We start from the raw sequence: 20,378 nt of genomic DNA on the forward strand, positions 1-20,378 counted from the left end.
CCATGCCCGATGCGCTGCGACAACTCGCCGGGGTGCTCCTGGTCGACCCGTCCGGCGCGGTGCTGATGCAGCTTCGCGACGAGCACGCCCCGAACCACCCCAATCTATGGGGGACTCCCGGTGGACACATCGAGCCCGGTGAGACCGCCGAAGAAGCCGCCCGTCGGGAGCTGTGGGAGGAAACCGGCCTACGCGTCGACGGTCCGCTGGAGCTGTTCTGGAGCGAGCGGACGGACGACACGAGTTATTCGTCCGTTTACTACGCGCCGACCCGCGCCCGACAGGACGAGGTCGTCCTCGGTGAGGGGGCGGCGATGGTGTTCCTCTCCCCGGAAGAGATCGTCGACCTGCCGATGACACCGGTCAGCGGTCCCGTCGTACGCCGTTTCCTCGCCTCGCCGCAGTACCGCGCCCTGCTCGGCTAGTCGGTACGTTACAGCGGCGGTCAGGCGTCATCGAGCACCCGTTCCGGGGCGCGGAAGTTCAGCAGCGGCGACGGTAGGAGCCAGAGAAAGGCGAGCGACCCACCGACGGCGCCCACCAGCAGGGTCGAATGCGCGCCGATCACGGTACTGACCGCCGCGCCGGCGAGTGCGCCGAGCGGACGTATACCGAAGCTCACCATCTGGTACGCCCCACGAACCCGGGAACGCATCGCCTCTGGAACGACCAGGGCGAAGACCGAGCCGACCGAGATGTCCTGGGTCGCGGCGCCGTACCCGGAACCGATGGCAGCCAGCAGGAGCAGGGCGACACCGGTGACATCCGCTCTGTTGACGAATGGGACCAGGATGAGGGGCGCGTTGAACAGGAGGCACCCCGTGAGGAGTGTCCGTCCGAGCCCTATGTGGGCAGACAGTCGCGGCGCGAACGATGCGCCGACAATTGCCCCGACTGCCTGGGCGCTGAGGACGAGTCCGACGGCTCCACCGGACATGTCGAGGTGATTGACGAAATACCACATGAGGACCGCGTTGAACATCAGGTTGAAGAAGTTCACCGTTGCGGTCACGGTGAGCGCCGTCCTGATGAACGGTGTCCTCCAGATGAAGGTGGCACCGGAGTGGAGAGAATCGCGAACCTTCTCTGTCGCGGACGCCCGGACTTCGACAATGCGGATCCGAGACAGGAGAAGTGCGGATATCAGTGCGGACACCGCGTCGATCATTATCGCCAGCGGGGCGCTGAAGGCTTGGACGAGATAACCGCCAGCGGCCGGGCCGGCCAGCATCGCGGTGGCATGGCTGCCGTGTATCGTCGCTTGGCCCTCGACGTACTGGTCGGGGGGAATGACGGCGGCGAAGATGCCGGTTTCGCTGACTGCCGAGAGCACCGAGCATGCGCCGAGGGCGAACATCACGGTGTACAGCTGCGTCATGCTGAGTGCGTCGAGGGCGACGCCCAGTGGCACGCTGCCCAGGGCGACGAACCTCCCGATGTTGGCCGCCACCATGACCAGTCGGCGGTTACCGGACCGGTCCACCCAGGCGCCCGCCGGAACGGACAGGAGCAGGCTGGGCACCCAGATCAGAGCGGAAAGTATCGCGCTCTCGACGACATTCGCGTCCAGTACGAGGATCGCGGTGAGTGGCAGTGCGGTGGAGGAGATTGAATCGCCGAAGGCGGACAGGGTGGCGGCGCCCCACAGTTTCTGGAAGGACCTGCCCTGTAACACCCGTGGTGCCAGAGACCGCCGCCGGGGGAAAGGGCGGTCTTGTTCATCGGGGGGAGCTGACCGTTGTTGACCCACTGGTTTCAACACCCTCGTCTGCCGGCGTCGGTGGCGCCGTAGTGTGAATGACAGGGCGGCCCAATTGTGACGGGCCGCCCTGTCGCTCTCGATGGTCGATTCACCAGGACGGAGGCCTCATCGGGCTCACCTCCCTTGTGGAGTGTGACGAATATTGATGCCCGGAAGTAGACCAGAGATTGACTGGTGGCGTTACCCCATCGTGATTTAGTTCACAGTAATGAACTTTCCTCGATCGGAATGGGGGCGACGCGGAGGTCATCCGCTCAATGAGCGGATAACGAATTGATAAATGTCCCTACTTGCCTGCTGGTACACGACTCGATTGAGGAATGATCGCCTCGTCGGTCAGGACTTCGCCCAACGCAGGATCTCGCCGAGCACCAGGTCCGGCGTCTCCAGGTGCGGGAAGTGCCCCACCCCGTCCAGCAACCGCCACTCGTACGGCGCGGTCACGTACCGCCCGGAACCCTGGGCGGTACGCGGCAACACCCCCCGGTCCTCGGCCCCGTGCAACTGGAGCGTCGGGGTGACCAGCGGATTCTGCATCAGCTTCACGAACCGGTAGCCCTGCAACCGCAGCACCGACCGGAACGCCCAGCGGTATCCCTCCAGCGCGCAGAACGACGCCTGGGGAATCTGCATCGCCTCCCGACACCGCGCCGAGTACGCCTCGAACGACTCGCTGCCCACCCACCGCTCGCCACCCCAGCTGGCCAGGAAATGCCCGACCAGGGCAGCGTTGTCCCTGGTCAGGATGTGTTCGTAGCGCGGGATCTGGAACTTGAGGGTGGGCGTGGCGGCAAGGAACTGCCCACGCGGGTCAGCGAAGATCGCCGTACGCAGCCGGAGCGGATGCGGTGCGCCGAGCACCACCAGCCGCCGAACCAGACCCGGATGGAAGGCGGCCGTGGTCCAACCGATCATGCCACCGAAACCGGAACCGACCAGGACGGCGGAACGCTCGCCGAGCCCTCGGATCAGCCCGGCGACGTCGGCCGCGAGCGTGTAGCCGTCGTACCCCCGGGGTGGCTTGTCGCTCGCGCCGTAACCGCGCATGTCCACCGCGACCGCCCGGTAGCCGGCGTCCGCGACAGCGGGCAGCATGTCGTGCCAGGCCCACCAGAACTCCGGAAAGCCGTGCAGGAAGAGCACCAGCGGTCCGCTGCCCGCCTCGACCACGTGGAATCTGCTGCCGTTCGCGCCGACGAAGCGATGCGTCCACGGGCCGTCCACCAGCACGCGGGATTCGTCGACGGCAGGCTGCCGGCCACCGCTTCGCTGATCGCTCATGCAGCACAGCCTAGGCCCAGGACCTGCGTCGTCGTCCCTTACGGCGGCACAGTTACGGGTATCGTCAGGGATGTCACCGAAACCACGGCGGAATCTCCGATGAACGTCTTCGACGGATGCGGATATGGTGCGGAACATGATTTCCGCCGATGATGGGACCTTCGCCCACCTGCCGGTGCCGGTGATCCGGGTGGAGGGCACACCGGAGCGCTGCGGGTTCGACTACGGCGTCGCCGCCCGTCAGCCCATTGCCACCAACCTGGATCTCTACCTGCGCCGGTTCCGGACCGAGGCGGGACTCGACCTCGCCACCGTGCGCGCCGCTGGTGAGGCGTTCCGGCGTACCACGGCCACACACCACCCCCGGGTGGCCCAGATGCTCGACGGTGTGGCCGAGGGGGCGGGGGTCGGGGTGGGCGAGATCTACGCGCTCAACGCCCGGACCGAACTCCTCTTCGGCGCCACCCCCACCGGCCCCCAGGCCGCCCCGACCGGCGGCACCCGACCGGCCGGGACCGTGCCGGACGGGCGGGACGGCGGCTGCACCGTGGCAGGCGTACTCGGCACCCACACCGCCAGCGGCAACCTGCTGCTCGGGCAGAACTGGGACTGGCATCCGGACCAGCGGGAGGCGATGGTGCTGCTCGCCACCCGCGACGAGCGGGGGCTGACCGTACTCGCCCTGGCCGAGGCGGGAATGCTCGCCAAGACCGGGCTCAACTCGGCCGGTGTCGGTGTCTGCGTCAACATGCTCGGCTGCGACCGGGACGGGCTGCCCGGCGATGGCACGGCGCCCGGGGTTCCGTACCACGTACTGCTGCGGGCGGCGCTGGAGGCGGACAGCCTGGCCGGCGCGTTGAAGGCGGCCTGCCGGGGCAACCGGAACAGCTCCATCAACCTGCTGCTCGGGCAGGCCGGCGAGGCCGGTGGTGAGCTGATCGACCTGGAACTCGTACCCGGCGACGCGGGCTGGTTGCACCCGGTCGACGGGGTCCTGACACACGCCAACCACCTGGAGTCCAGGCTGCCGGTTTACGACACGATGAAGGACTACGGCGGGTCGTCGATGTTCCGCTCGGCCCGTGCCCGCCGACTGCTCGACGGCGCCGCCCAGGCGCGGAAGGTCACCGAGAACGACCTGGCGGACCTCTTCGGTGACCACGCCAGCTTCCCGCACGCGATCTGCCGGCACGTGGACGAGCGGGACGCGCTGGCGGACCGGTCGGAGACGGTCTTCTCGGTCCTGCTCGACCTCGACAACCTGCGCTTCGGTATCGCCCCCGGTCCGCCCTGCGGGCACGAGTACGACTGGCTCATGTTGGCCCGCTGACCCGGTCGACAAGGGGAACCACACCGACGGAAGGGGCCGGTGCCGCGTAGGCGGCACCGGCCCCTGTCACTCACCTGTCGGTGTCAGCGCCGAGGCGTGCTTACCTTGATCAGGCTGGTACCGAGCGGCAGACCCAGTTCCAGCACAACCTCGATCTTGGTGCCGGTACCGGCAACCTTGACGGAGTTGGCCGGGTTCGCCGCGGACCAGTAGCGGTTCGGGTCCGAGTCGTCGAACGTGGGGATGCCCGGACGCGACGGCACCTGCAACGGAACCCCGAGCCGGTGCAGGGTGATCGCGTCGGTCTTCTGCCGGCCGAACGTCGCGTCGAACGGCTGCCGCCGGTTGGCGAGCAGGCAGAGCCCCTGCGGGTTGTACGGCGTCACCGCACACGTACCCGGCCACGCGATCGGGGTCGGACGGGCGTCGATCGGCAGCACCAGGCCCTGACCCGGGTGGGTCGAGGTGTTGTTGTCATCCTGGCTGTAGTCGACCTGCCAGATCAGCAGACCGTCCTGGTACGGGAACCGCTCGACCCACTTCGGCTTGGTGTCGGTCCAACCGTAGTTGTACGGACCGGTCTTGAGTCCCTTGTCGTACCCGACGTACTGCCGGTTCTCCGCGATGTAGAAGTTCGGCACCTGCTCGTCGACGGTGCCGGTGAACCGGCTCCAACCGGCGGAGGTCCAGCCGTTGTCGCCCGACTCGACATCGTCGCTCCAGGCCACGGCGCCGTTCTTGACCAGCTTCAGGTCGTCGAGGAAGGCGCCGGCCAGGTGGTAGCCGCCGTCGCTGTAGTAACGGAACCGGAACTTGACCGTCTGCCCGGCCCACGGGGAGAGGTCCCAGCTCAGGTCCTGCCAACCGCCGGAGTTCGCGTCGATCCGGTCACCGACCTGCACCCAGTTCTGTCCACCGTCGACGGACACCTGGGCGAAGAGGAAGTCGAAGCCCTCCTCGATGTCGTACCAGCCCTTGGCGTCCAGCGAGGCGGTGGTGGCGCCGGTCAGGTCGAGGTCCCGGGTCAGCTTGATGTCCAGGTCGTCGGCGCTGCCGGTCCACCACTCGTACTGGCCGGAGGTGGGGGTGTTGTACTCGACGTACTTGCGCTTGCTCGGCAGGTTGACCACCACGGCCTGCGGCAGCGGCCCGTTGTTGTCACCCGCCGGGCCGAGGATCTCGTACTTCGTCCCGGATCCCTGGTTGACCACCTTGTAGTCGAGCCAGCCGAGGAACATCTTCTCCCACGGGCCCATGTAGCCCGGGGTCGAACCGATGTTGTCGCCGCCCTTGTTCAGCCACGAGCCGCCGGACATGAGCGACCAGAAGCCGGTGCCGTTCTCGGTGCGGTTGGTGACGTCGTACAGGTCCGGCAGACCGAGGTCGTGGCCGAACTCGTGCGCGAAGACGCCCAGGCCGCCGTTCTCCGGCTCGGTGGTGTAGTCACCGATCCAGAGGCCCGAGTCACCCAGCGGCACGCCGCCCCGCTCGTTGTACGAGGGGCCGGTGTCACCCATCCGGGTCGGGTACGCGTACCAGCGGTGCGACCAGATCGCGTCCGCGCCCTGCGCACCGCCGCCGGCCTCTTCGCCCTCACCGGCGTGGATCGCCTGGAAGTGGTCGACGTAGCCGTCCGGCTCGTTGAAGTCGCCGTCACCGTCGAAGTCGTACCGGTCCCAGATGTCGAACTGCTTGAGGTACTGGGTGATCTGAGCCTTGGTCTTGCCGGCGGCGAGCTGCGATTCGTACCACGCCTGGGCGGTGTCCTCGACGAAGGGCCAGTAGGTCTCGCCCTCGGTCTCGACGACGTTGTTGCTGCCGTAGCGGGCCTCGTTGTACGGCACCGTGACCCAGTCGCTGACGTCGCCGCCGACGGTGTACTTGCCACCGGACTGGTCCAGGTAGAAGGAGGCCATCGACTCCTTCTTCGTGGAGTACATCAGGTCCAGGTAGCTCTGGCGGTTGAAGTCCTCCTGCCAGATGGTGGAGTTGTCGTCGGTGGCGCTGCCGTCCCAGTTCCGGTCGCGCGGTGCGATCTCGTTGTGCTTCGGGCCGACGGTGCCGCCGTACTGGGGGTTCACCTGGTCGCCGAACTCGACCAGGATGGAGAAGATCGGGTCGACCTTGGCCGGCTTCTTCTTCACCTCGACCCAGCGGTTGCCCTTGACCCGGACCACCTCGGAGCCGTTGCGCTGCTGCGGGGCGGACTTGCCGGAGAGCAGGTCGGCGATCGCCTCGCGGCGCAGCGCGTCCTGCTGGTCACCGAGCGGGTGGGGCAGGTTGTCCTCGCGGTGTACCGAGGTGGGGTCCTGGTCGACACCGGTGACCCGCGCGGATGACGTGGGCGACGGCTTGGGGGCGCCGTACGCCGGAACGGAAACGAAACCAGCCGCCAGTACGACGGCGGCGACGCTCGCCATCCCTGCGGAGACATCTCTCCTCAAAGGGTCCTCCTCCCTTCGTGGAATGTGACAGGAACTCGACGCAGGGCGCCGCACCTGTCACTCATGATCGTCACTACCTTTGCAGATAGATGCACCGATGTCACGAGCGACGATGGAGTGGGACGCCAGTGTTTAGCCGGACTCGGACCAGGTATGGCAAGTCGTCGGAATGTTCACTTCCGGAAAATCGAGTAACTTGACAGCGATCATTTTCGATGGTGCTGGTTCGCGACGTACGACGAAGGGCGCGGCTCCGGGTGGAGCCGCGCCCTTCGGGTGGTATCGCCGCTGGTCAGTCCTCGTCGGACTTGCCGGACTGGAGCCCGGAGGAGATCAGTTCCATCACCGACGAATCCTGGAGGGTGGTGACGTCGCCGAGCGAACGGTTCTCGGCCACGTCGCGCAGCAACCGCCGCATGATCTTCCCGGACCGGGTCTTCGGCAGCTCCGGTACGAGCATGATCTGCCGGGGCTTGGCGATCGGCCCGAGCGTACGGGCGACGTGGTTACGCAGTTCGGTGATGAGTTGCTCACCGGCCGCACCGGAGGTGTCGACGTTGCCCCGGGGAATGGTGAACGCGACGATCGCCTGCCCGGTCGTCGGGTCGGTCGCGCCGACCACCGCCGCCTCGGCCACCGACGGGTGCGAGACCAGCGCCGACTCGACCTCGGTGGTGGAGATGTTGTGCCCGGATACGAGCATGACGTCGTCGACCCGGCCGAGCAGCCACACATGCCCGTCGGCGTCCTTCTTCGCGCCGTCCCCGGCAAAGTACATGCCGGCGAACCGGGACCAGTACGTGTCGATGAAACGCTCGTCGTCGCCCCAGATGGTGCGCAGCATCGACGGCCACGGCTCGCGCAGCACCAGGTAACCACCGCCGCCGTTCGGCACCGACTCACCCTGGTCGTCGACCACGTCGGCGCTGATCCCGGGCAGCGGCGACATCGCGCTTCCCGGCTTGGTGGCGGTCACCCCGGGCAGCGGCGAAATCATGATGGCGCCGGTCTCGGTCTGCCACCAGGTGTCGACGATCGGCGCGTTGTTCCGACCGACGTGCTCCCTGTACCACATCCAGGCCTCGGGGTTGATCGGCTCACCGACGCTGCCGAGCACCCGCAGCGACGACAGGTCGTAGCCCTGCGGGATGTCGTCGCCCCACTTCATCATGGTGCGGATCAGGGTCGGCGCGGTGTAGAGGATGCTCACCTTGTACTTGTCGACGATCTCCCAGAACCGGCCCCGGTGCGGGGTGTCCGGGGTGCCCTCGTACATGACCTGGGTGGCGCCGTTGGAGAGCGGTCCGTACACGATGTACGAGTGCCCGGTGACCCAGCCGATGTCGGCGGTGCACCAGTAGACGTCGGATTCCGGCTTCAGGTCGAAGACCGCGTGATGGGTGTACGACGCCTGGGTCAGGTAGCCGCCGGTGGTGTGCAGGATGCCCTTCGGGCGGGCGGTCGTCCCGCTGGTGTAGAGGATGAAGAGCGGGTGCTCGGCGTCGAAGGCGGCGGCGGTGTGCTCGGTCGACGCGGTCTCCACGGTCTCGTGCCACCAGTGGTCCTTGTCGGTCCAGGCCACCTCCTGCCCGGTCCGCCGTACCACCAGCACGTGCTCGATGCTCGGGGAGACGGCGACCGCCTCGTCCACGGTCGGCTTGAGCGCCGACGGCTTGCCGCGCCGGTAACCGCCGTCGGCGGTGATCACGACCTTGGCGCTGGCGTCCTGGATCCGGTTGCTCAGCGCGTCGGCGGAGAAACCGCCGAAGACGACGCTGTGGGTGGCGCCGATCCGGGCGCAGGCGAGCATCGCCGCCGCGGCCTCCGGGATCATCGGCAGGTAGATCGCCACCCGGTCACCGGCGGTGACGCCGAGACCGGTCAGGGCGTTCGCCGCCTGGCAGGTCAGCTTGTGCAGGTCGGAGTAGGTGAGGGTGCGGGTGTCGCCGGGCTCGCCCTCCCAGTGGATGGCGACCTTGTCGCCCCGGCCGGCGGCCACGTGCCGGTCGAGGCAGTTGTAGGCGACGTTGAGTTCCCCGCCGACGAACCACTTGGCGAACGGCGGGTTCGACCAGTCCAGGACCTGGTCCCACGGCTTGGCCCAGTCCAGCCGGCGGGCCTGCTCCGCCCAGAAACCGAGACGGTCGTCGGCGGCCTCGGCGTACGCGTCGGCGGTGACGTTGGCGGCGGCGGCCAGCTCCGCCGGGGGCGGGAACTCCCGCGTCTCCTGCAACAGGTTCGCCAAAGTCTCGCTCATGCGCGGTGCTCGCTCATCTGCTCGCTCATCGGTGGGGCTCCTCATGGTCGCGTGAGATGCGTCTCGGTAGGAGGTTAACGGCGCTGTCACCGGTGGTGCGAGCGCTGGCCGGGTCGCTGGCCGGTCCGGCGCGCCGAGTGAACGCCGTCGCGCGCCGGCCGGTCCGCCCCCGTCGGGGCGTTCGGGCCGGCTGCCTCGGCCGGCGGTGGTACGGGTCGCTAGCGTGGGCTTCGTGACCACTGACCCGCTCGCCCCGCTGCTCGCCCTCGCCGAGGTCGGACCCGCCGTCGACCGGGCCCGCGAGCGGGTCGACCAGGCGCTGCGGCACCGCGCGTTGCGCCGGCACGGCGGCCAGGTCGCGGCCGAGATCAGCCTCCGGTCCGCGGTGGCCAGCGCCGCCCTGGAGGGGTACGAATACGAGCGCGAAGCGGTCCGGGCCGGCACCGTCACCGACCCGGTGCTACAGGGCGCGCTCCGGGTCGCCGGGGCGCTGCCGGGACTTGCCGACCTCTGGACCCGGGCACCCCGGCAGGTCCTCGCGAAGGTGCACGTACTCGCCGCCCGGGGGGCGCTGCCCGAGCAGGAACTCGGCCGGCCGGTGGCCGACCCGGCGACCGGTGCCCGGCTCGACGCACTGGCCGGGCTGCTGACCGGCGGGACGAAGGTCTCGCCACTGGTGCTCGCCGCCGTGGTGCACGGCGAACTGCTCGCCCTGCGGCCGTTCGCCGGCCCGTCCGGGGTGGTGGCCCGGGCCGCCGCCCGGCTCACCCTGATCTCCACCGGGTTCGACCCGCGTGGCCTGGTCGCGGTTGACGTCGGCCACGAGGAGCGGTCCCCGGAGTACGTGGGTGCCGCCGGCGCCTTCGCCACCGGCACCCCGGACGGGGTCCGTTCCTGGTTGCGCCACTACGCGACCGCGGTGGAGGTCGGTGCCGAGCAGGTCACCCTGGTCGGCGACGAGGTGCTCGCCGCAGCCTGACCCGAATCGGGAACCGGGCTCAGGTGCTCTTCTGCGCGGAGGGGGTACGGGTCCGGCGGTGGCGACCGTACCAGGCGATGCCGATGGCGACCCCGACCCCGACGCCGAGCGCGGCGGCGGCCACCGGCACCGCCGGACGCTCCCGTAGGCGCCGGCCGAGCGGGATCGGGTGCCGGAACTCCAGCACCGGCCAGCCGTTCTCGGTGGCGAGTTTGCGCAGCGCCCGGTCCGGGTTGACGGCGGTGGGGTGCCCCACGCACTCGAGCAGCGGGCGGTCGCTGATCGAGTCGGAGTACGCGTACGACTCGGCGAGGTCGTAACCGCGCGCCTGCGCCAGCTCCCGTACGCCGTCGACCTTCGCTGGGCCGGCCGCGTAGAACTCCACCTCGCCGCTGTAGCGCCCGTCCTGGACGCTCATCCGGGTGGCGATCACGTCGGTCACGCCGAGCAGTTCGCCGATCGGTCGGACCATCTCCTCGCCCGAGGCGCTGACCAGCACCACGTCCCGGCCGGCCGCCTGGTGCTCCTCGATCAGGGCGGCGGCTTCGGCGTACACGTAGGGGTTGATCAGTTCGTGCAGTGTCTCGGCGACGATCTGGCGGACCTGTTCCACCGGCCAGCCCTTGCAGAGAGCGGCCAGGTAGTCCCGGGTACGCGCCATCGTCTGGTCGTTCATCCCACCCAGCCGGAACATCAGCTGCGCGTACGCGGACTTGACCACGTCTCTGCGCGAGATCAGGCCGTCCCGGTAGAACGGCTTACCGAACGCCAGGGCGCTCGATTTCGCGATGACGGTCTTGTCCAGATCGAAAAAAGCGGCACTTCGGCCCACGGCGCGCAAGTCTAGCCGGATGGTCTATGGTCGGCGGGTGCGCGGGGTCACCCGGTCGGTTGTGGCCCCGGACACTCTGTCCTCCGGGGGCACCGACGGTGATCGTGATCACGCCGGGGCGCCGTGGTTTTGCAGTGCGTGGAGGATGCGCCACTCGACGTATACCGGTCTGCTCAGGCATGCTTGTATCCCGACACATTCTCATATCGCGTGTTCGCTCAGCTCTCGGCGGTTGCACCCCCCGTGACCGCTGAGCGGGTTCGGCTCGACCCCCCCGGAGCCGAACCCCAGACGACCCCCGTCTCCCCCCGACGGGGGTCGTCGCTTATCCGGGTACGGCGGGGCGCCGCCCCGGTCGTCGGCGGACCGGGGCGGCGCCCGTGTATCCGAGCGGCTTACGGGCCGTCGTGCAGGGCGGTACGCAGTGTCTGCGCGCCCTGGGCGGTGGCGGCACGGGCGGCGCTGGTCCTGGCCAGCGTGTCGAGCATGACGAAGTCGTGGATCATGCCCTGGTAGCGGACCTGGGCGACCGGTACGCCGGCCTGGCGCAGCTTGGCCGCGTACGCCTCGCCCTCGTCACGTAGCGGGTCGGCCTCCTCGGTGACGATCAGCGCGGGTGGCAGCCCGTGGAGTTGGTCGACGCTGGCCCGCAGCGGTGCGGCCATCGGGTCGTTCCGCTTGCTGTGGTCCGGCAGGTACTGGTCCCAGAACCACATCATCTCGTCCCGGCTCAGGTAGAAGCCGCTGGCGAACTGCCGGTAGCTGTCGGTGTCGAAGTTCGCGTCGGTCACCGGGTACCAGAGCACCTGGTGGCGGAACTGCGGCCCGCCGCGCTGTTTCGCCAGCAGCGTGACCACCGCGGCGATGTTGCCGCCGACGGAGTCGGCGGCGATCGCGATCCGGGCCGGGTCGAGGTCGAACTCCGGCCCCTGCTCGGTGATCCACTGCGCGACCGCGTAACACTCCTCCAACGCGACCGGGAACCTGGCCTCGGGGGAGCGGCTGTATTCGGGGAAGACCACCGCCACGTTCGCCTGGGTGGCGATCTCGCGGATCAGACGGTCGTGGGTGAACGAGTCACCGAAGACCCAGCCGCCGCCGTGGATGTAGAGCACCACCGGCATGCCCTGCTGGCTGCTCCGGGGCCGCATCATGTCCTGGGCGAGGCCCCGTACACGGTCGCCGAGCCCTCCCTTTCCATCCGGTCCGCCGCTGCGGGCCGGGCGCACGATCCGTACCGGGACCTGGCCGGAGGGGCCGCCGGGAACCATCAGGTTCTCCGACTCCACCGCGGGCTTGGCGATGTTGGTCGACTGCAGGTCGGTGAGCTTGGCCCGGCCCTCGTGCGGCGGAATCTGGTACATGAACGGTGGCTGGGACGTCATCCTGGCCAGCTCCCGCGCGGCGGGCTCCAGTACGACCGTACTCACTGCCTGAGCCATGGTCGCTCCTCCTCACACAGCAGGGACTGCTGCGGTAGCGGCTGCTCTCCTTGGTGGCTACCCGAATCGGGGGCGAATATCGCGAGCTGATCGATGGCCCGAGGCCGATGAGGTGCCCGTTTTCGTGCGCCTCGGGCGGGTTCACATAGCAGATCCGGTTTCGGCTGCTCCGGTTATCCACAGGACCGCCGGTTGTCCACAGCCTGTGCGGGATGCGGTGGAGACGAGGTTCCGGCCGTTCCAGGGTGGGTCGGTCACCCCGTACCGACGCCGCCGCTGGAGACCGCGATGCCACCCCGTACCCCTGTCCACCCTGGACCGCGTCGACCGCTCGTGCTGACCTCCGACGGCGACCTCCTCGACGACCTGCTTCGGCTCGCCGCGGCCGGTGGCACCGAGGTCGAGGTGGTCGCCGACCCCGCCGCCGCCCGCTCCCGGTGGGGCGCCGCGCCCCTGATCCTGGTCGGCACCGACCAGGCCCAGTCCTGCCTGCGGGCGCGGCTGCCGCGCCGCCCCCGGGTGGTACTGGTCGGCCGGTCCGGGCCCGGTGACCCCGGCTGGGACATCGCCGAGCTGATCGGCGCCGAGCACGTCGCGATGCTGCCGGCCGCCGAACCGTGGCTGGTGGACCGCTTCGCCGACGGCGTGGCCGGAGCATCCGGCACCGGCCTCGGGCGGGTGGTGGCCGTGGTCGGCGGCCGGGGCGGCGCCGGTGCGAGCGTGCTGGCCGGCGGACTCGCCGTCACCGCCGTACGCGGCGGGCTGCGGACCCTGCTGGTCGACGCCGATCCGCTCGGCGGCGGACTGGACCTGGTCCTCGGTTGGGAACAGCTCGAAGGGCTGCGCTGGCCCGCACTCACCGAGGCCGACGGCCGGGTCGACGCACCCGCCCTGGTCCGGGCCCTACCCAGCCGAGGCGACCTGGTCATGCTCTCCTGGGACCGGGGCGACCTGTTCAGCCTGCCGGCCGAGGCGATGGCGGCCACCATGGACGCCGCCCGACGCGGCCGTGACCTGGTCGTCGTCGACCTGCCCCGACAACTCGACGACCCGGCCGTGATCGCGCTACAGGCCGCCGACCAGGTGTATGTCGTGGTCCCCGCCGAACTGCGCGCGGTCGCCGCGGCGGCGCGGGTGGTCGCCGCCGTCGACCCGCACTGCGCCGACCTCGCGGTGATTGTGCGCGGGCCGGCACCCGGCCGGCTGAAGGCACGGGAGATCGCCGGGGCGCTGCACCTGCCGCTGGCCGGAACGTTGCGGCCGGAGCCGGGGCTCAGCCGAGGGCTGGAGCGGGGCGAAGCCCCGGCGGCAACCGGACGCGGCCCGCTCGCCACCCTCTGCCAACGCCTCCTCGCCGAGTTCGACGGCGGGTCGACGCGGGGCGCGGCATGACCGGCCGGGCGAACGGCGCCGACCTGGCCGGGCAGGTCCGCCGCCGGTTCGCCACCGACGGTACGGCGATCACCCCGGCCGCGGTGGTGGCAGCCGTACGCGACGAGCCGGGAGCGGCCGTCCTCGGCGACACGACCGTGCTCCGAATGGCCGGTCAGGTGCACGACGACCTTGTCGGTGCCGGCCCGCTCGCCCCGCTGCTAGCCGACACCGACGTCACCGACGTGCTGGTCAACGGGGTGCGGGTCTGGGTCGACCGGGGGCACGGCCTGCAACGGTCCACGCTCACCCTCGGCAGTCCCGACGACGTACGCCGACTCGCCCAGCGACTCGCCGCCGGTTGTGGTCGACGGCTCGACGAAGGCTCCCCGTACGTCGACGGGCGGCTGCCGGACGGCACCCGGCTGCACGCCGTACTGCCACCGGTGGCGACCGACGGGCCGTACCTGTCGCTGCGTACCTTCCGGCAACGGCCGTTCACCCTGGACGAACTGGTCCAGCACGGCACCGTGCCCCGGCCGGCCGCACCGCTGCTCGCCGCCGTGGTCGCCGCACGCCTGGCGTACCTGGTGGTGGGCGGCACCGGTTCCGGCAAGACAACGCTGCTCAACACACTGCTCGGCCTGGTGCCGCCGACCGAACGGATAGTGCTGGTCGAGGACGCCGCCGAACTGCGCCCGGTGCACCCGCACGTGGTCGGTCTCCAGGCGCGTACGGCGAACGTGGAGGGAACCGGGTCGGTCGGCCTCAGTGACCTGGTCCGCCAGGCACTGCGGATGCGACCGGACCGGATCGTGGTCGGCGAATGCCGGGGCGCCGAAGTGGTCGACCTGCTCGCCGCCCTGAACACCGGGCACGACGGCGGGGCCGGCACCCTGCACGCGAACGCCCCGGCCGACGTACCGGCCCGGTTGGAGGCGCTCGGCCTGCTCGGCGGTCTGCCCCGGGCAGCCCTGCACGCGCAGGTCATCGCCGCACTCCAGGTCCTGCTCCAGGTGCGCCGAACCGGGACGGGACGGGTGCTGGAAGCGGTCTGCCTGCTACTGCCGAGCGGCCCGGATCGGCTGGTCACCGTCGTACCGGCCTGGCGTCGTACGGGCGGTCCGGGACCGGCGGCGGCTGCCCTGGCCCGGCTGCTCACCGACCGGGGAGTCCCGGTGCCGGCGGTGCTCAGCGGGCCGGCGCCGCTGCCCACGGGGGGCAGGCCGTCGTGATCGGCGAGTGGTGGCTCGCCATCGTCTGCCTGATCGGTGCCGCCGCGTTGACCGCCTGGTCTCCGGCGGGCAACCGGGCGAGGTGGCGAGCGCTCGCCAGCGGCCCGGCGTTGGGGCGACGGCGGGCAGGGCACGGGCGGCGGTCCGGAATCGGCCGGAGGGTCGTGCCCGGGTGGCGCGGGTCCGCTCGGCATTGGCTCGAGCGCGGCCCGAAACGGCTCGTCCTCGCCGTGGCCGGGCTGGTCGCGGCCATCGGCGCGCTGCTCGGCGGGCCGGTCGCGGCGGCAGCGGGACTGGCGTACGGCGGGCTCGCCGCGAGGGCGGTGCTGCGCCGACAGATCGTGCGAACCACCGAGCAGGCCCGCCGCCGCCAACTCGACAGCCTCAGCGGACTCGCCGCCGACCTGCGGGCCGGCCTGCCGGTCGCCCCCGTCGCTCCCGCCACGACGGATCCTGCCGGTGGCAAGGTGGCCGGTCCGGCGGAACGGATCGACGAGCTGGTCCGGGCGTCGGTGCGGCTCGCCGAGCAGACCGGTGCACCCCTCGCCGACCTGTTGGAGCGGATCGAGGCCGACGCCAGGGCGATGGACCGTGGTCTGGCCGCTGCCGCCGCGCAGGCTGCCGGGGCACGGGCGACCGCGATGCTGCTCGCCGGGTTGCCCCTGGGCGGGATCGCGCTCGGCTACGGCATCGGTGTCGACCCGCTCGCCGTGCTGTTGCGTACGCCGATCGGCGCGGCCTGCGCGGCCGGTGCCATCGTGCTGCAACTCGCGGGACTGGCCTGGGCGGACCGGCTCAGCACAAGCGCCCAGCGGGCGACCTGATGTGGTCGCAGACCCTGATCGTGCTCGCTCTGACCGTGGCCGGCGTGGCGCTCGCCGTCGGCCGACCCGCTGGCCAGGCCCCCCGACACCGGCTGCACCGACTGGACCTCGCCGGTGCGCGGCCCGGCGCGACCACAGTCGGTAGGCGGTGGCGCCCCGATCCGGTCCGGGCCGGTGCCGTGCTCGGCGGTGTGGCCGTCGCGGTGGTGCTCGGTGGCTGGACCGGCCCGCTGGCCGGGGTGCTGGCCGGTGTCCTGCTGGACCGGCTGCTCCGACGCTTCGAGCCGGCGCGGGCCCGGCGACTTCGACTGCGGGAGGTCGCCGACCTGCCTCTCGGCGCGGACCTGCTGGCCGCGGCCCTGCGCGCCGGAGCACCGGTCGACCGGGCGGTGCTGTCGGTCGCCGAGGCGCTCGGTGGGCCGTTCGGCGAACGGCTGCACCGGGTCGGACGGACGCTGCGACTCGGCGGTGAGTCGGAGGAGGCGTGGGCGCACCTCGGCTCGGTCACCGGTGCCGACCGGCTCACCGCCGCTGCCGTCCGTACGTCGGCCAGCGGTGCCGCGCTCGCCGGTGCGCTCACCCGACTCGCCGACGACCTGCGCGCAGACCGGGCCACCACGGTCGAGGCGGCGGCTCGCCGGGCCGGGGTGCTGATCGTGCTGCCGCTCGGGCTCTGCTTCCTGCCCGCCTTCATTCTCGCCGGTCTGGTGCCGGTGATCGTCGCCGTACTCGGTGACGTGCTCTGAGATCCGTACGAGGAAGGGAAATCATCGTGATCCGCAAACTGAGGGCCCGGCTGCGCGGCGACGCCGGGATGAACACCGCCGAGTACGCCGTCGGCACGCTCGCCGCCGTCGCGTTCGCCGGGATCCTGCTGAAGGTTCTCTCCTCCGGCAACGTCCAGTCCGCCCTGACCGCCGTCATCGACCGGGCGCTGAAGTGATCCGGCGCCGGTGGGCCGACCACGACCGGGGTTCGTTCACCGCTGAGTTGGCGGCCGGTCTGCCGGCGCTGGTGCTGCTGCTTCTCGCCGGGCTCACCGCCGTCGGTGCGGTGACCGTCAAGGCGCAGTGTGTGGACGCGGCCCGGGAGGCGGCGCTCGCCGCCTCCCGGGGCGAACCCGGGGTGCCGGCCGGTGCCGGGTCGGCCCCGCCGGGGGCCACCGTCTCGGTCACCGTCGTGGGCGAGCGGGCGGTCGCGACCGTACGCGCACCGATCCGCGCCTTCGGCACCCGACTGCCCCGGCTGACCGTCACCGCGACAGCGGTGGCGGCGGTCGAACCGGGTGAACCGGAGCCGTTGTCGTGAGCGGACCGAAGCCGGCCGGAGCCGTTGTCGTGAGCGGGCGGAGGAGAGTGGCACGGGACCGGGGGAGCGCGTCGCTGTGGCTGCTCGCAGTGGGGTTGACGCTGGTCATGGCTGGAATGGCCGGGGCGGCCGTCGGCGCGGCCCGGGTGGCGAAACACCAGGCGAGGGTGGCGGCCGACTTCGGTGCCCTGGCCGGCGCCGCCCGTACGCTCGAAGGCCCGGCGGTGGCCTGTGCCCGCGCCGCCGACCTGGTCTCCGCCAACGGTGGCCGGATCGTCGACTGTGCGGTGGACGGCCTCGACCTGCAACTCGTGGTCGAGCTGACGGCCCATCCGCTACCCGGACTGACCCGGGTCGCCCGAGCTACCGCCCGAGCCGGCCCCATCCGAGCCTGACCGGAGTCCAGACTGGTCGGACGCTGTGGTCGTTTACTGCCCCTCCAGTGGTACTGAACGACCACAGCGCTAGCGGAGGTGGGGCGGGGTCAGCGCCCGGAGCCGTCGACAGCGGCGCGCAGCGCCGAGGCGCTGAGGAGCTGGTGGATGCTGTGCAGTTGCTCGTTGAGCCGGTGCAGTTGCTCGGCCTGGGCCAGGGCGGCGTACGCCTGCCCGAGCGAGATCTGCTGCTCCACGGTGAGGTTGTCCTGGTCGACGCCGTAGAGCAGGTCGACGGTCTCGGCGATGGTGTCGGCCACTCTCTTCTCCTCCGACGGCTGTGGAAGCGCTCCCATCAGCGTACCCAGCCACACCCCGATCCATGTAGATGAATCAGTCGGAATCCTTGGAGAGGTTCGCCAGCACCACGTCCAGCACCTTCACCGCCTCCGCCTTGGCCAACGGGTTGTTGCCGTTACCGCACTTCGGCGACTGCACACAGGACGGGCAACCGGACTCGCAGCCGCACTCGCTGATCGCGTCCCGCGTCGCCCGCAACCACTCGGTGGCCGCGTGATAGGCCCGCTCGGCGAAACCCGCTCCGCCCGGGTGTCCGTCGTAGACGAAGACCGTAGGCGCCCCGGTGTCCGGATGGATCCCGGTGGAGAGCCCGCCGATGTCCCACCGGTCGCAGGTCGCGATCAGCGGTAGCAGGCCGATCGCGGCGTGCTCGGCCGCGTGCAGCGCACCCGGTACGTCGGCCACCTCCACCCCGGCCCCCACCAGCGCGTTCAGTGACACGGTGAACCAGACCGCGACCGTACGCAGCTCCCGGGCCGGCAGGTCCAGCGGCCGGGTGTCGATCACCTCGCCGGTGGCGAGCCGCCGCCGCTGGTACGACACCACCTGGCTGGTCACGTCGACCTCGCCGAGGAAGAGCCCGACCGGCCCGGCGTCCCGGTAGGAGCGGACCGACACCACCCCCAGCGAGGTGACGTCACGGGCGTGGGTGGACCAGTCCGGCTCCTCGGCGTGCACCAGCGCGCAGGCGTCCGCCAGGTCCAGGTCGTCGACCACGTACGAGACGCCCTGGTGCAGGTAGACCGCCCCGGTGTGCAGCATGAAGTGGGACGAGCCCGGGTCGACGGTGCCGAGCAGCCGGCCGGTGGCCGACTCGACCACCGCGATCGGCGTACCGCCGGTGCCGCGCAGGTCCACGTCCGGCCGCCCGGTGTGCCGCCAGTACCAACCCGTCGGGCGTCGACGCAACGCACCCGCCTCGACCAGGGCCTCCACCGCCTCCGCCGCACCCCGACCGAACAGTGGCAGGTCGGCCTCGGTGAGCGGGGCCTCGGCGGCGGCGCAGCACAACTGCGGGCCGAGCACGTACGGGTTCGCCGGGTCGAGCACGGTCGCCTCGACCGGCCGCCCGAACAACGCCTCCGGATGGTGTACCAGGTAGGTGTCGAGTGGGTCGTCCCGGGCCACCAGTACGGCCAGCGCCTCGCCGCCGGAACGTCCCGCCCGCCCGGCCTGCTGCCAGAGCGAGGCCCGGGTTCCCGGCCAGCCGCAGATCAGCACCGCGTCCAGCCCGACCAGGTCGACCCCGAGTTCCAGCGCGTTGGTCGAGGCGAGCCCGAGCAGGTCCCCGTGCAGCAGCGCACGTTCCAGTTTGCGCCGGTCCTCGCGCAGGTAACCGGCCCGGTAGGCGGCGACCCGCTTGCCGAGGCCGGGCACGGCCTCGTCCAGTGACCGCCGGGCGCTGCTCGCCACCACCTCGGCGCCGCGCCGGGACCGGACGAAGGCGAGGGTACGCACCCCGGCGGCGACGGTGTCGCTGAGCAGGTCGGCGGTCTCCCGCAGAGCGGAGCGACGGACCGGTTCGGCCTCGGTGACGTCGACCGCGTCCGGCGGAGGCGGCAGCAGCGGCGGCTCCCAGAGGGCGAACGTCACCCCGCCCCGGGGTGACGTGTCCTCGGTGACTGCCGTCACTGGCAGCCCGGTCAGCCGTTCGGCGGCGTTCGCCGGGTCTCCCGAGGTCGCCGAGGCGAGTACGAACACCGGCGACTGCGGCACCCCGGCGACGGTCCGGCCGTACCGCGCGGTCTGCCGGCGCAGTCGGCGCAGTACGTGCGACACGTGCGAGCCGAAGACGCCCCGGTACGTGTGGCACTCGTCGACCACGACGAAGGAGAGCCGGCGCAGGAAGGTCGCCCAGTTCGCGTGTCCGGGCAGGATGCCGTGGTGCAGCATGTCCGGGTTGGTCAGGACGAACCGGGAGTGCTTGCGGATCCACTCCCGCTCGGCGCGCGGGGTGTCGCCGTCGTAACTGGCCGGGCGTACCCCGTCGAGGTCCAGGGCGGCGACGGCGCGCAACTGGTCGGCGGCGAGCGCCTTGGTCGGGGCCAGGTAGAGCACCGTCGCGCGAGGGTCGGTGAGCAGGGTGGCCAGCGCCGGCAACTGGTACGCCAGCGACTTGCCCGACCCGGTGCCGGTGGCGACGATCACGTGCTGGCCGCCGTACGCCAGGTCGGCCGCCTCGGCCTGGTGCTGCCACGGTGCGACCACGCCGCGCCCGACGAGCGCCGCCCGCAGCGGCTCGGGCACCCAGCCGGGCCACGGCACCGCCTGCCCGGCGCTGGCCGGCACCCGCTCGACATGGGTGACCGGATCGTGCCGGGTACGCGCGCGCAGCCGATGCAGCAGCTCGGCCGGAGTCGGCGTCGGACCACCGGGGGGTCCGGGCTGCTCGGCCTCTGCCGATACTGTGGCTGAGGTGGTCACGCCCTGCACTCTTGCACCGACCAGCCGAAATCGGAAAGTCGGGGGCTCCGGAGCGGGTGGTCCCGGGAGCCGGAGTCGGGTCAGGTGGAGGGGCGCGGGTCAGGTAGGCGACGCTTCGGCTCGGTGCGGCGCCGGGCGGACGATGGTTAGATGCC

General features: G+C 71.0%; 18 protein-coding genes. 10 read left to right on the forward strand and 8 right to left on the reverse strand.

Going from position 1 to position 20,378, the window contains the following annotated elements; genetic code table 11:
* The first annotated feature begins 2 nt into the window (after positions 1-2).
* Complete coding sequence (locus tag BDK92_RS20455) at positions 3-425, forward strand: NUDIX hydrolase (protein ID WP_121158172.1); 423 nt, start codon at positions 3-5, stop codon at positions 423-425.
* 20 nt (positions 426-445) lie between these two features.
* On the opposite strand, the gene BDK92_RS20460 is transcribed toward BDK92_RS20455, so the two are convergent.
* Both BDK92_RS20460 and BDK92_RS20465 read right to left on the reverse strand, forming a co-directional pair.
* The gene (locus BDK92_RS20460) at positions 446-1,675 is read right to left on the reverse strand and encodes an MFS transporter (protein WP_170208627.1); all 1,230 of its coding nucleotides are present in this window, start codon (positions 1,673-1,675) and stop codon (positions 446-448) included.
* Positions 1,676-2,098: 423 nt separating this feature from the next.
* On the reverse strand, positions 2,099-3,043 hold the full coding sequence (locus tag BDK92_RS20465) for an alpha/beta fold hydrolase (RefSeq protein WP_121158174.1): 945 nt from the start codon (positions 3,041-3,043) through the stop codon (positions 2,099-2,101).
* A 136-nt stretch (positions 3,044-3,179) separates the two neighbouring features.
* Between BDK92_RS20465 and BDK92_RS20470 the strand changes: the two genes are divergently transcribed.
* Complete coding sequence (locus tag BDK92_RS20470; RefSeq protein ID WP_170208628.1) at positions 3,180-4,373, forward strand: C45 family autoproteolytic acyltransferase/hydrolase; 1,194 nt, start codon at positions 3,180-3,182, stop codon at positions 4,371-4,373.
* An 83-nt stretch (positions 4,374-4,456) separates the two neighbouring features.
* On the opposite strand, the gene BDK92_RS20475 is transcribed toward BDK92_RS20470, so the two are convergent.
* Positions 4,457-6,817 carry an immune inhibitor A domain-containing protein gene (locus BDK92_RS20475; RefSeq protein WP_211349308.1) on the reverse strand — a complete coding sequence of 787 codons (2,361 nt, stop codon included), beginning with the start codon at positions 6,815-6,817 and terminating at the stop codon, positions 4,457-4,459.
* A 292-nt stretch (positions 6,818-7,109) separates the two neighbouring features.
* Positions 7,110-9,074 (reverse strand): acetate--CoA ligase, encoded by a 1,965-nt coding sequence (gene acs, locus BDK92_RS20480; RefSeq protein ID WP_121158177.1) that lies wholly within the window; start codon positions 9,072-9,074, stop codon positions 7,110-7,112.
* A 232-nt stretch (positions 9,075-9,306) separates the two neighbouring features.
* Between acs and BDK92_RS20485 the strand changes: the two genes are divergently transcribed.
* Complete coding sequence (locus tag BDK92_RS20485) at positions 9,307-10,053, forward strand: Fic family protein (protein ID WP_121162423.1); 747 nt, start codon at positions 9,307-9,309, stop codon at positions 10,051-10,053.
* A 19-nt stretch (positions 10,054-10,072) separates the two neighbouring features.
* On the opposite strand, the gene BDK92_RS20490 is transcribed toward BDK92_RS20485, so the two are convergent.
* Both BDK92_RS20490 and BDK92_RS20495 read right to left on the reverse strand, forming a co-directional pair.
* Positions 10,073-10,894, reverse strand: a complete 822-nt coding sequence (locus tag BDK92_RS20490) for an HAD family hydrolase (protein ID WP_211349310.1) — start codon at positions 10,892-10,894, stop codon at positions 10,073-10,075.
* Between the two features lie 386 nt (positions 10,895-11,280).
* Positions 11,281-12,327 carry an alpha/beta hydrolase gene (locus tag BDK92_RS20495; protein WP_121158179.1) on the reverse strand — a complete coding sequence of 349 codons (1,047 nt, stop codon included), beginning with the start codon at positions 12,325-12,327 and terminating at the stop codon, positions 11,281-11,283.
* Between the two features lie 336 nt (positions 12,328-12,663).
* Here BDK92_RS20495 and ssd point away from each other — a divergent pair, with 336 nt between their 5' ends.
* The 7 genes from ssd (at position 12,664) to BDK92_RS20530 (ending at position 17,460) form a co-directional block, all read left to right on the forward strand.
* Entirely contained in the window at positions 12,664-13,719 is a 1,056-nt protein-coding gene (gene ssd / locus BDK92_RS20500) for a septum site-determining protein Ssd (protein WP_211349639.1), read from the forward strand.
* Positions 13,716-14,933, forward strand: a complete 1,218-nt coding sequence (locus BDK92_RS20505; RefSeq protein WP_121158181.1) for a TadA family conjugal transfer-associated ATPase — start codon at positions 13,716-13,718, stop codon at positions 14,931-14,933. The genes ssd and BDK92_RS20505 overlap by 4 nt, the downstream gene beginning before the upstream one ends.
* Entirely contained in the window at positions 14,930-15,757 is an 828-nt protein-coding gene (locus BDK92_RS20510) for a type II secretion system F family protein (protein WP_246017147.1), read from the forward strand. Before BDK92_RS20505 ends, BDK92_RS20510 begins: the two co-directional genes overlap by 4 nt.
* Entirely contained in the window at positions 15,757-16,503 is a 747-nt protein-coding gene (locus tag BDK92_RS20515) for a type II secretion system F family protein (protein WP_121158182.1), read from the forward strand. Before BDK92_RS20510 ends, BDK92_RS20515 begins: the two co-directional genes overlap by 1 nt.
* A 68-nt stretch (positions 16,504-16,571) precedes the next feature.
* Complete coding sequence (locus tag BDK92_RS20520; protein ID WP_404511826.1) at positions 16,572-16,700, forward strand: DUF4244 domain-containing protein; 129 nt, start codon at positions 16,572-16,574, stop codon at positions 16,698-16,700.
* The gene (locus tag BDK92_RS20525) at positions 16,697-17,065 is read left to right on the forward strand and encodes a TadE family type IV pilus minor pilin (RefSeq protein ID WP_121158183.1); all 369 of its coding nucleotides are present in this window, start codon (positions 16,697-16,699) and stop codon (positions 17,063-17,065) included. The genes BDK92_RS20520 and BDK92_RS20525 overlap by 4 nt, the downstream gene beginning before the upstream one ends.
* Entirely contained in the window at positions 17,062-17,460 is a 399-nt protein-coding gene (locus tag BDK92_RS20530; protein ID WP_211349312.1) for an Rv3654c family TadE-like protein, read from the forward strand. Before BDK92_RS20525 ends, BDK92_RS20530 begins: the two co-directional genes overlap by 4 nt.
* 89 nt (positions 17,461-17,549) lie before the next feature.
* On the opposite strand, the gene BDK92_RS20535 is transcribed toward BDK92_RS20530, so the two are convergent.
* Both BDK92_RS20535 and BDK92_RS20540 read right to left on the reverse strand, forming a co-directional pair.
* Positions 17,550-17,759 carry a hypothetical protein gene (locus BDK92_RS20535; RefSeq protein WP_121158184.1) on the reverse strand — a complete coding sequence of 70 codons (210 nt, stop codon included), beginning with the start codon at positions 17,757-17,759 and terminating at the stop codon, positions 17,550-17,552.
* Positions 17,760-17,832: 73 nt separating this feature from the next.
* Positions 17,833-20,223 carry a DEAD/DEAH box helicase gene (locus BDK92_RS20540; RefSeq protein ID WP_121162427.1) on the reverse strand — a complete coding sequence of 797 codons (2,391 nt, stop codon included), beginning with the start codon at positions 20,221-20,223 and terminating at the stop codon, positions 17,833-17,835.
* Positions 20,224-20,378: the final 155 nt, after the last annotated feature.

Origin of the sequence: Micromonospora pisi, from assembly GCF_003633685.1 — a bacterium.
Lineage (GTDB): Bacteria > Actinomycetota > Actinomycetes > Mycobacteriales > Micromonosporaceae > Micromonospora_G > Micromonospora_G pisi.

Bases quoted from the DNA above. Each gene is read 5' to 3' on its own strand.
- acs (WP_121158177.1), bottom strand. From the start codon at position 9,074: ATGAGCGAGACTTTGGCGAACCTGTTGCAGGAGACGCGGGAGTTCCCG.
- BDK92_RS20505 (WP_121158181.1), top strand. From the start codon at position 13,716: ATGACCGGCCGGGCGAACGGCGCCGACCTGGCCGGGCAGGTCCGCCGC.
- BDK92_RS20470 (WP_170208628.1), top strand. From the start codon at position 3,180: ATGATTTCCGCCGATGATGGGACCTTCGCCCACCTGCCGGTGCCGGTG.
- BDK92_RS20515 (WP_121158182.1), top strand. From the start codon at position 15,757: ATGTGGTCGCAGACCCTGATCGTGCTCGCTCTGACCGTGGCCGGCGTG.
- BDK92_RS20465 (WP_121158174.1), bottom strand. From the start codon at position 3,043: ATGAGCGATCAGCGAAGCGGTGGCCGGCAGCCTGCCGTCGACGAATCC.
- BDK92_RS20520 (WP_404511826.1), top strand. From the start codon at position 16,572: ATGAACACCGCCGAGTACGCCGTCGGCACGCTCGCCGCCGTCGCGTTC.
- BDK92_RS20495 (WP_121158179.1), bottom strand. From the start codon at position 12,327: ATGGCTCAGGCAGTGAGTACGGTCGTACTGGAGCCCGCCGCGCGGGAG.
- BDK92_RS20455 (WP_121158172.1), top strand. From the start codon at position 3: ATGCCCGATGCGCTGCGACAACTCGCCGGGGTGCTCCTGGTCGACCCG.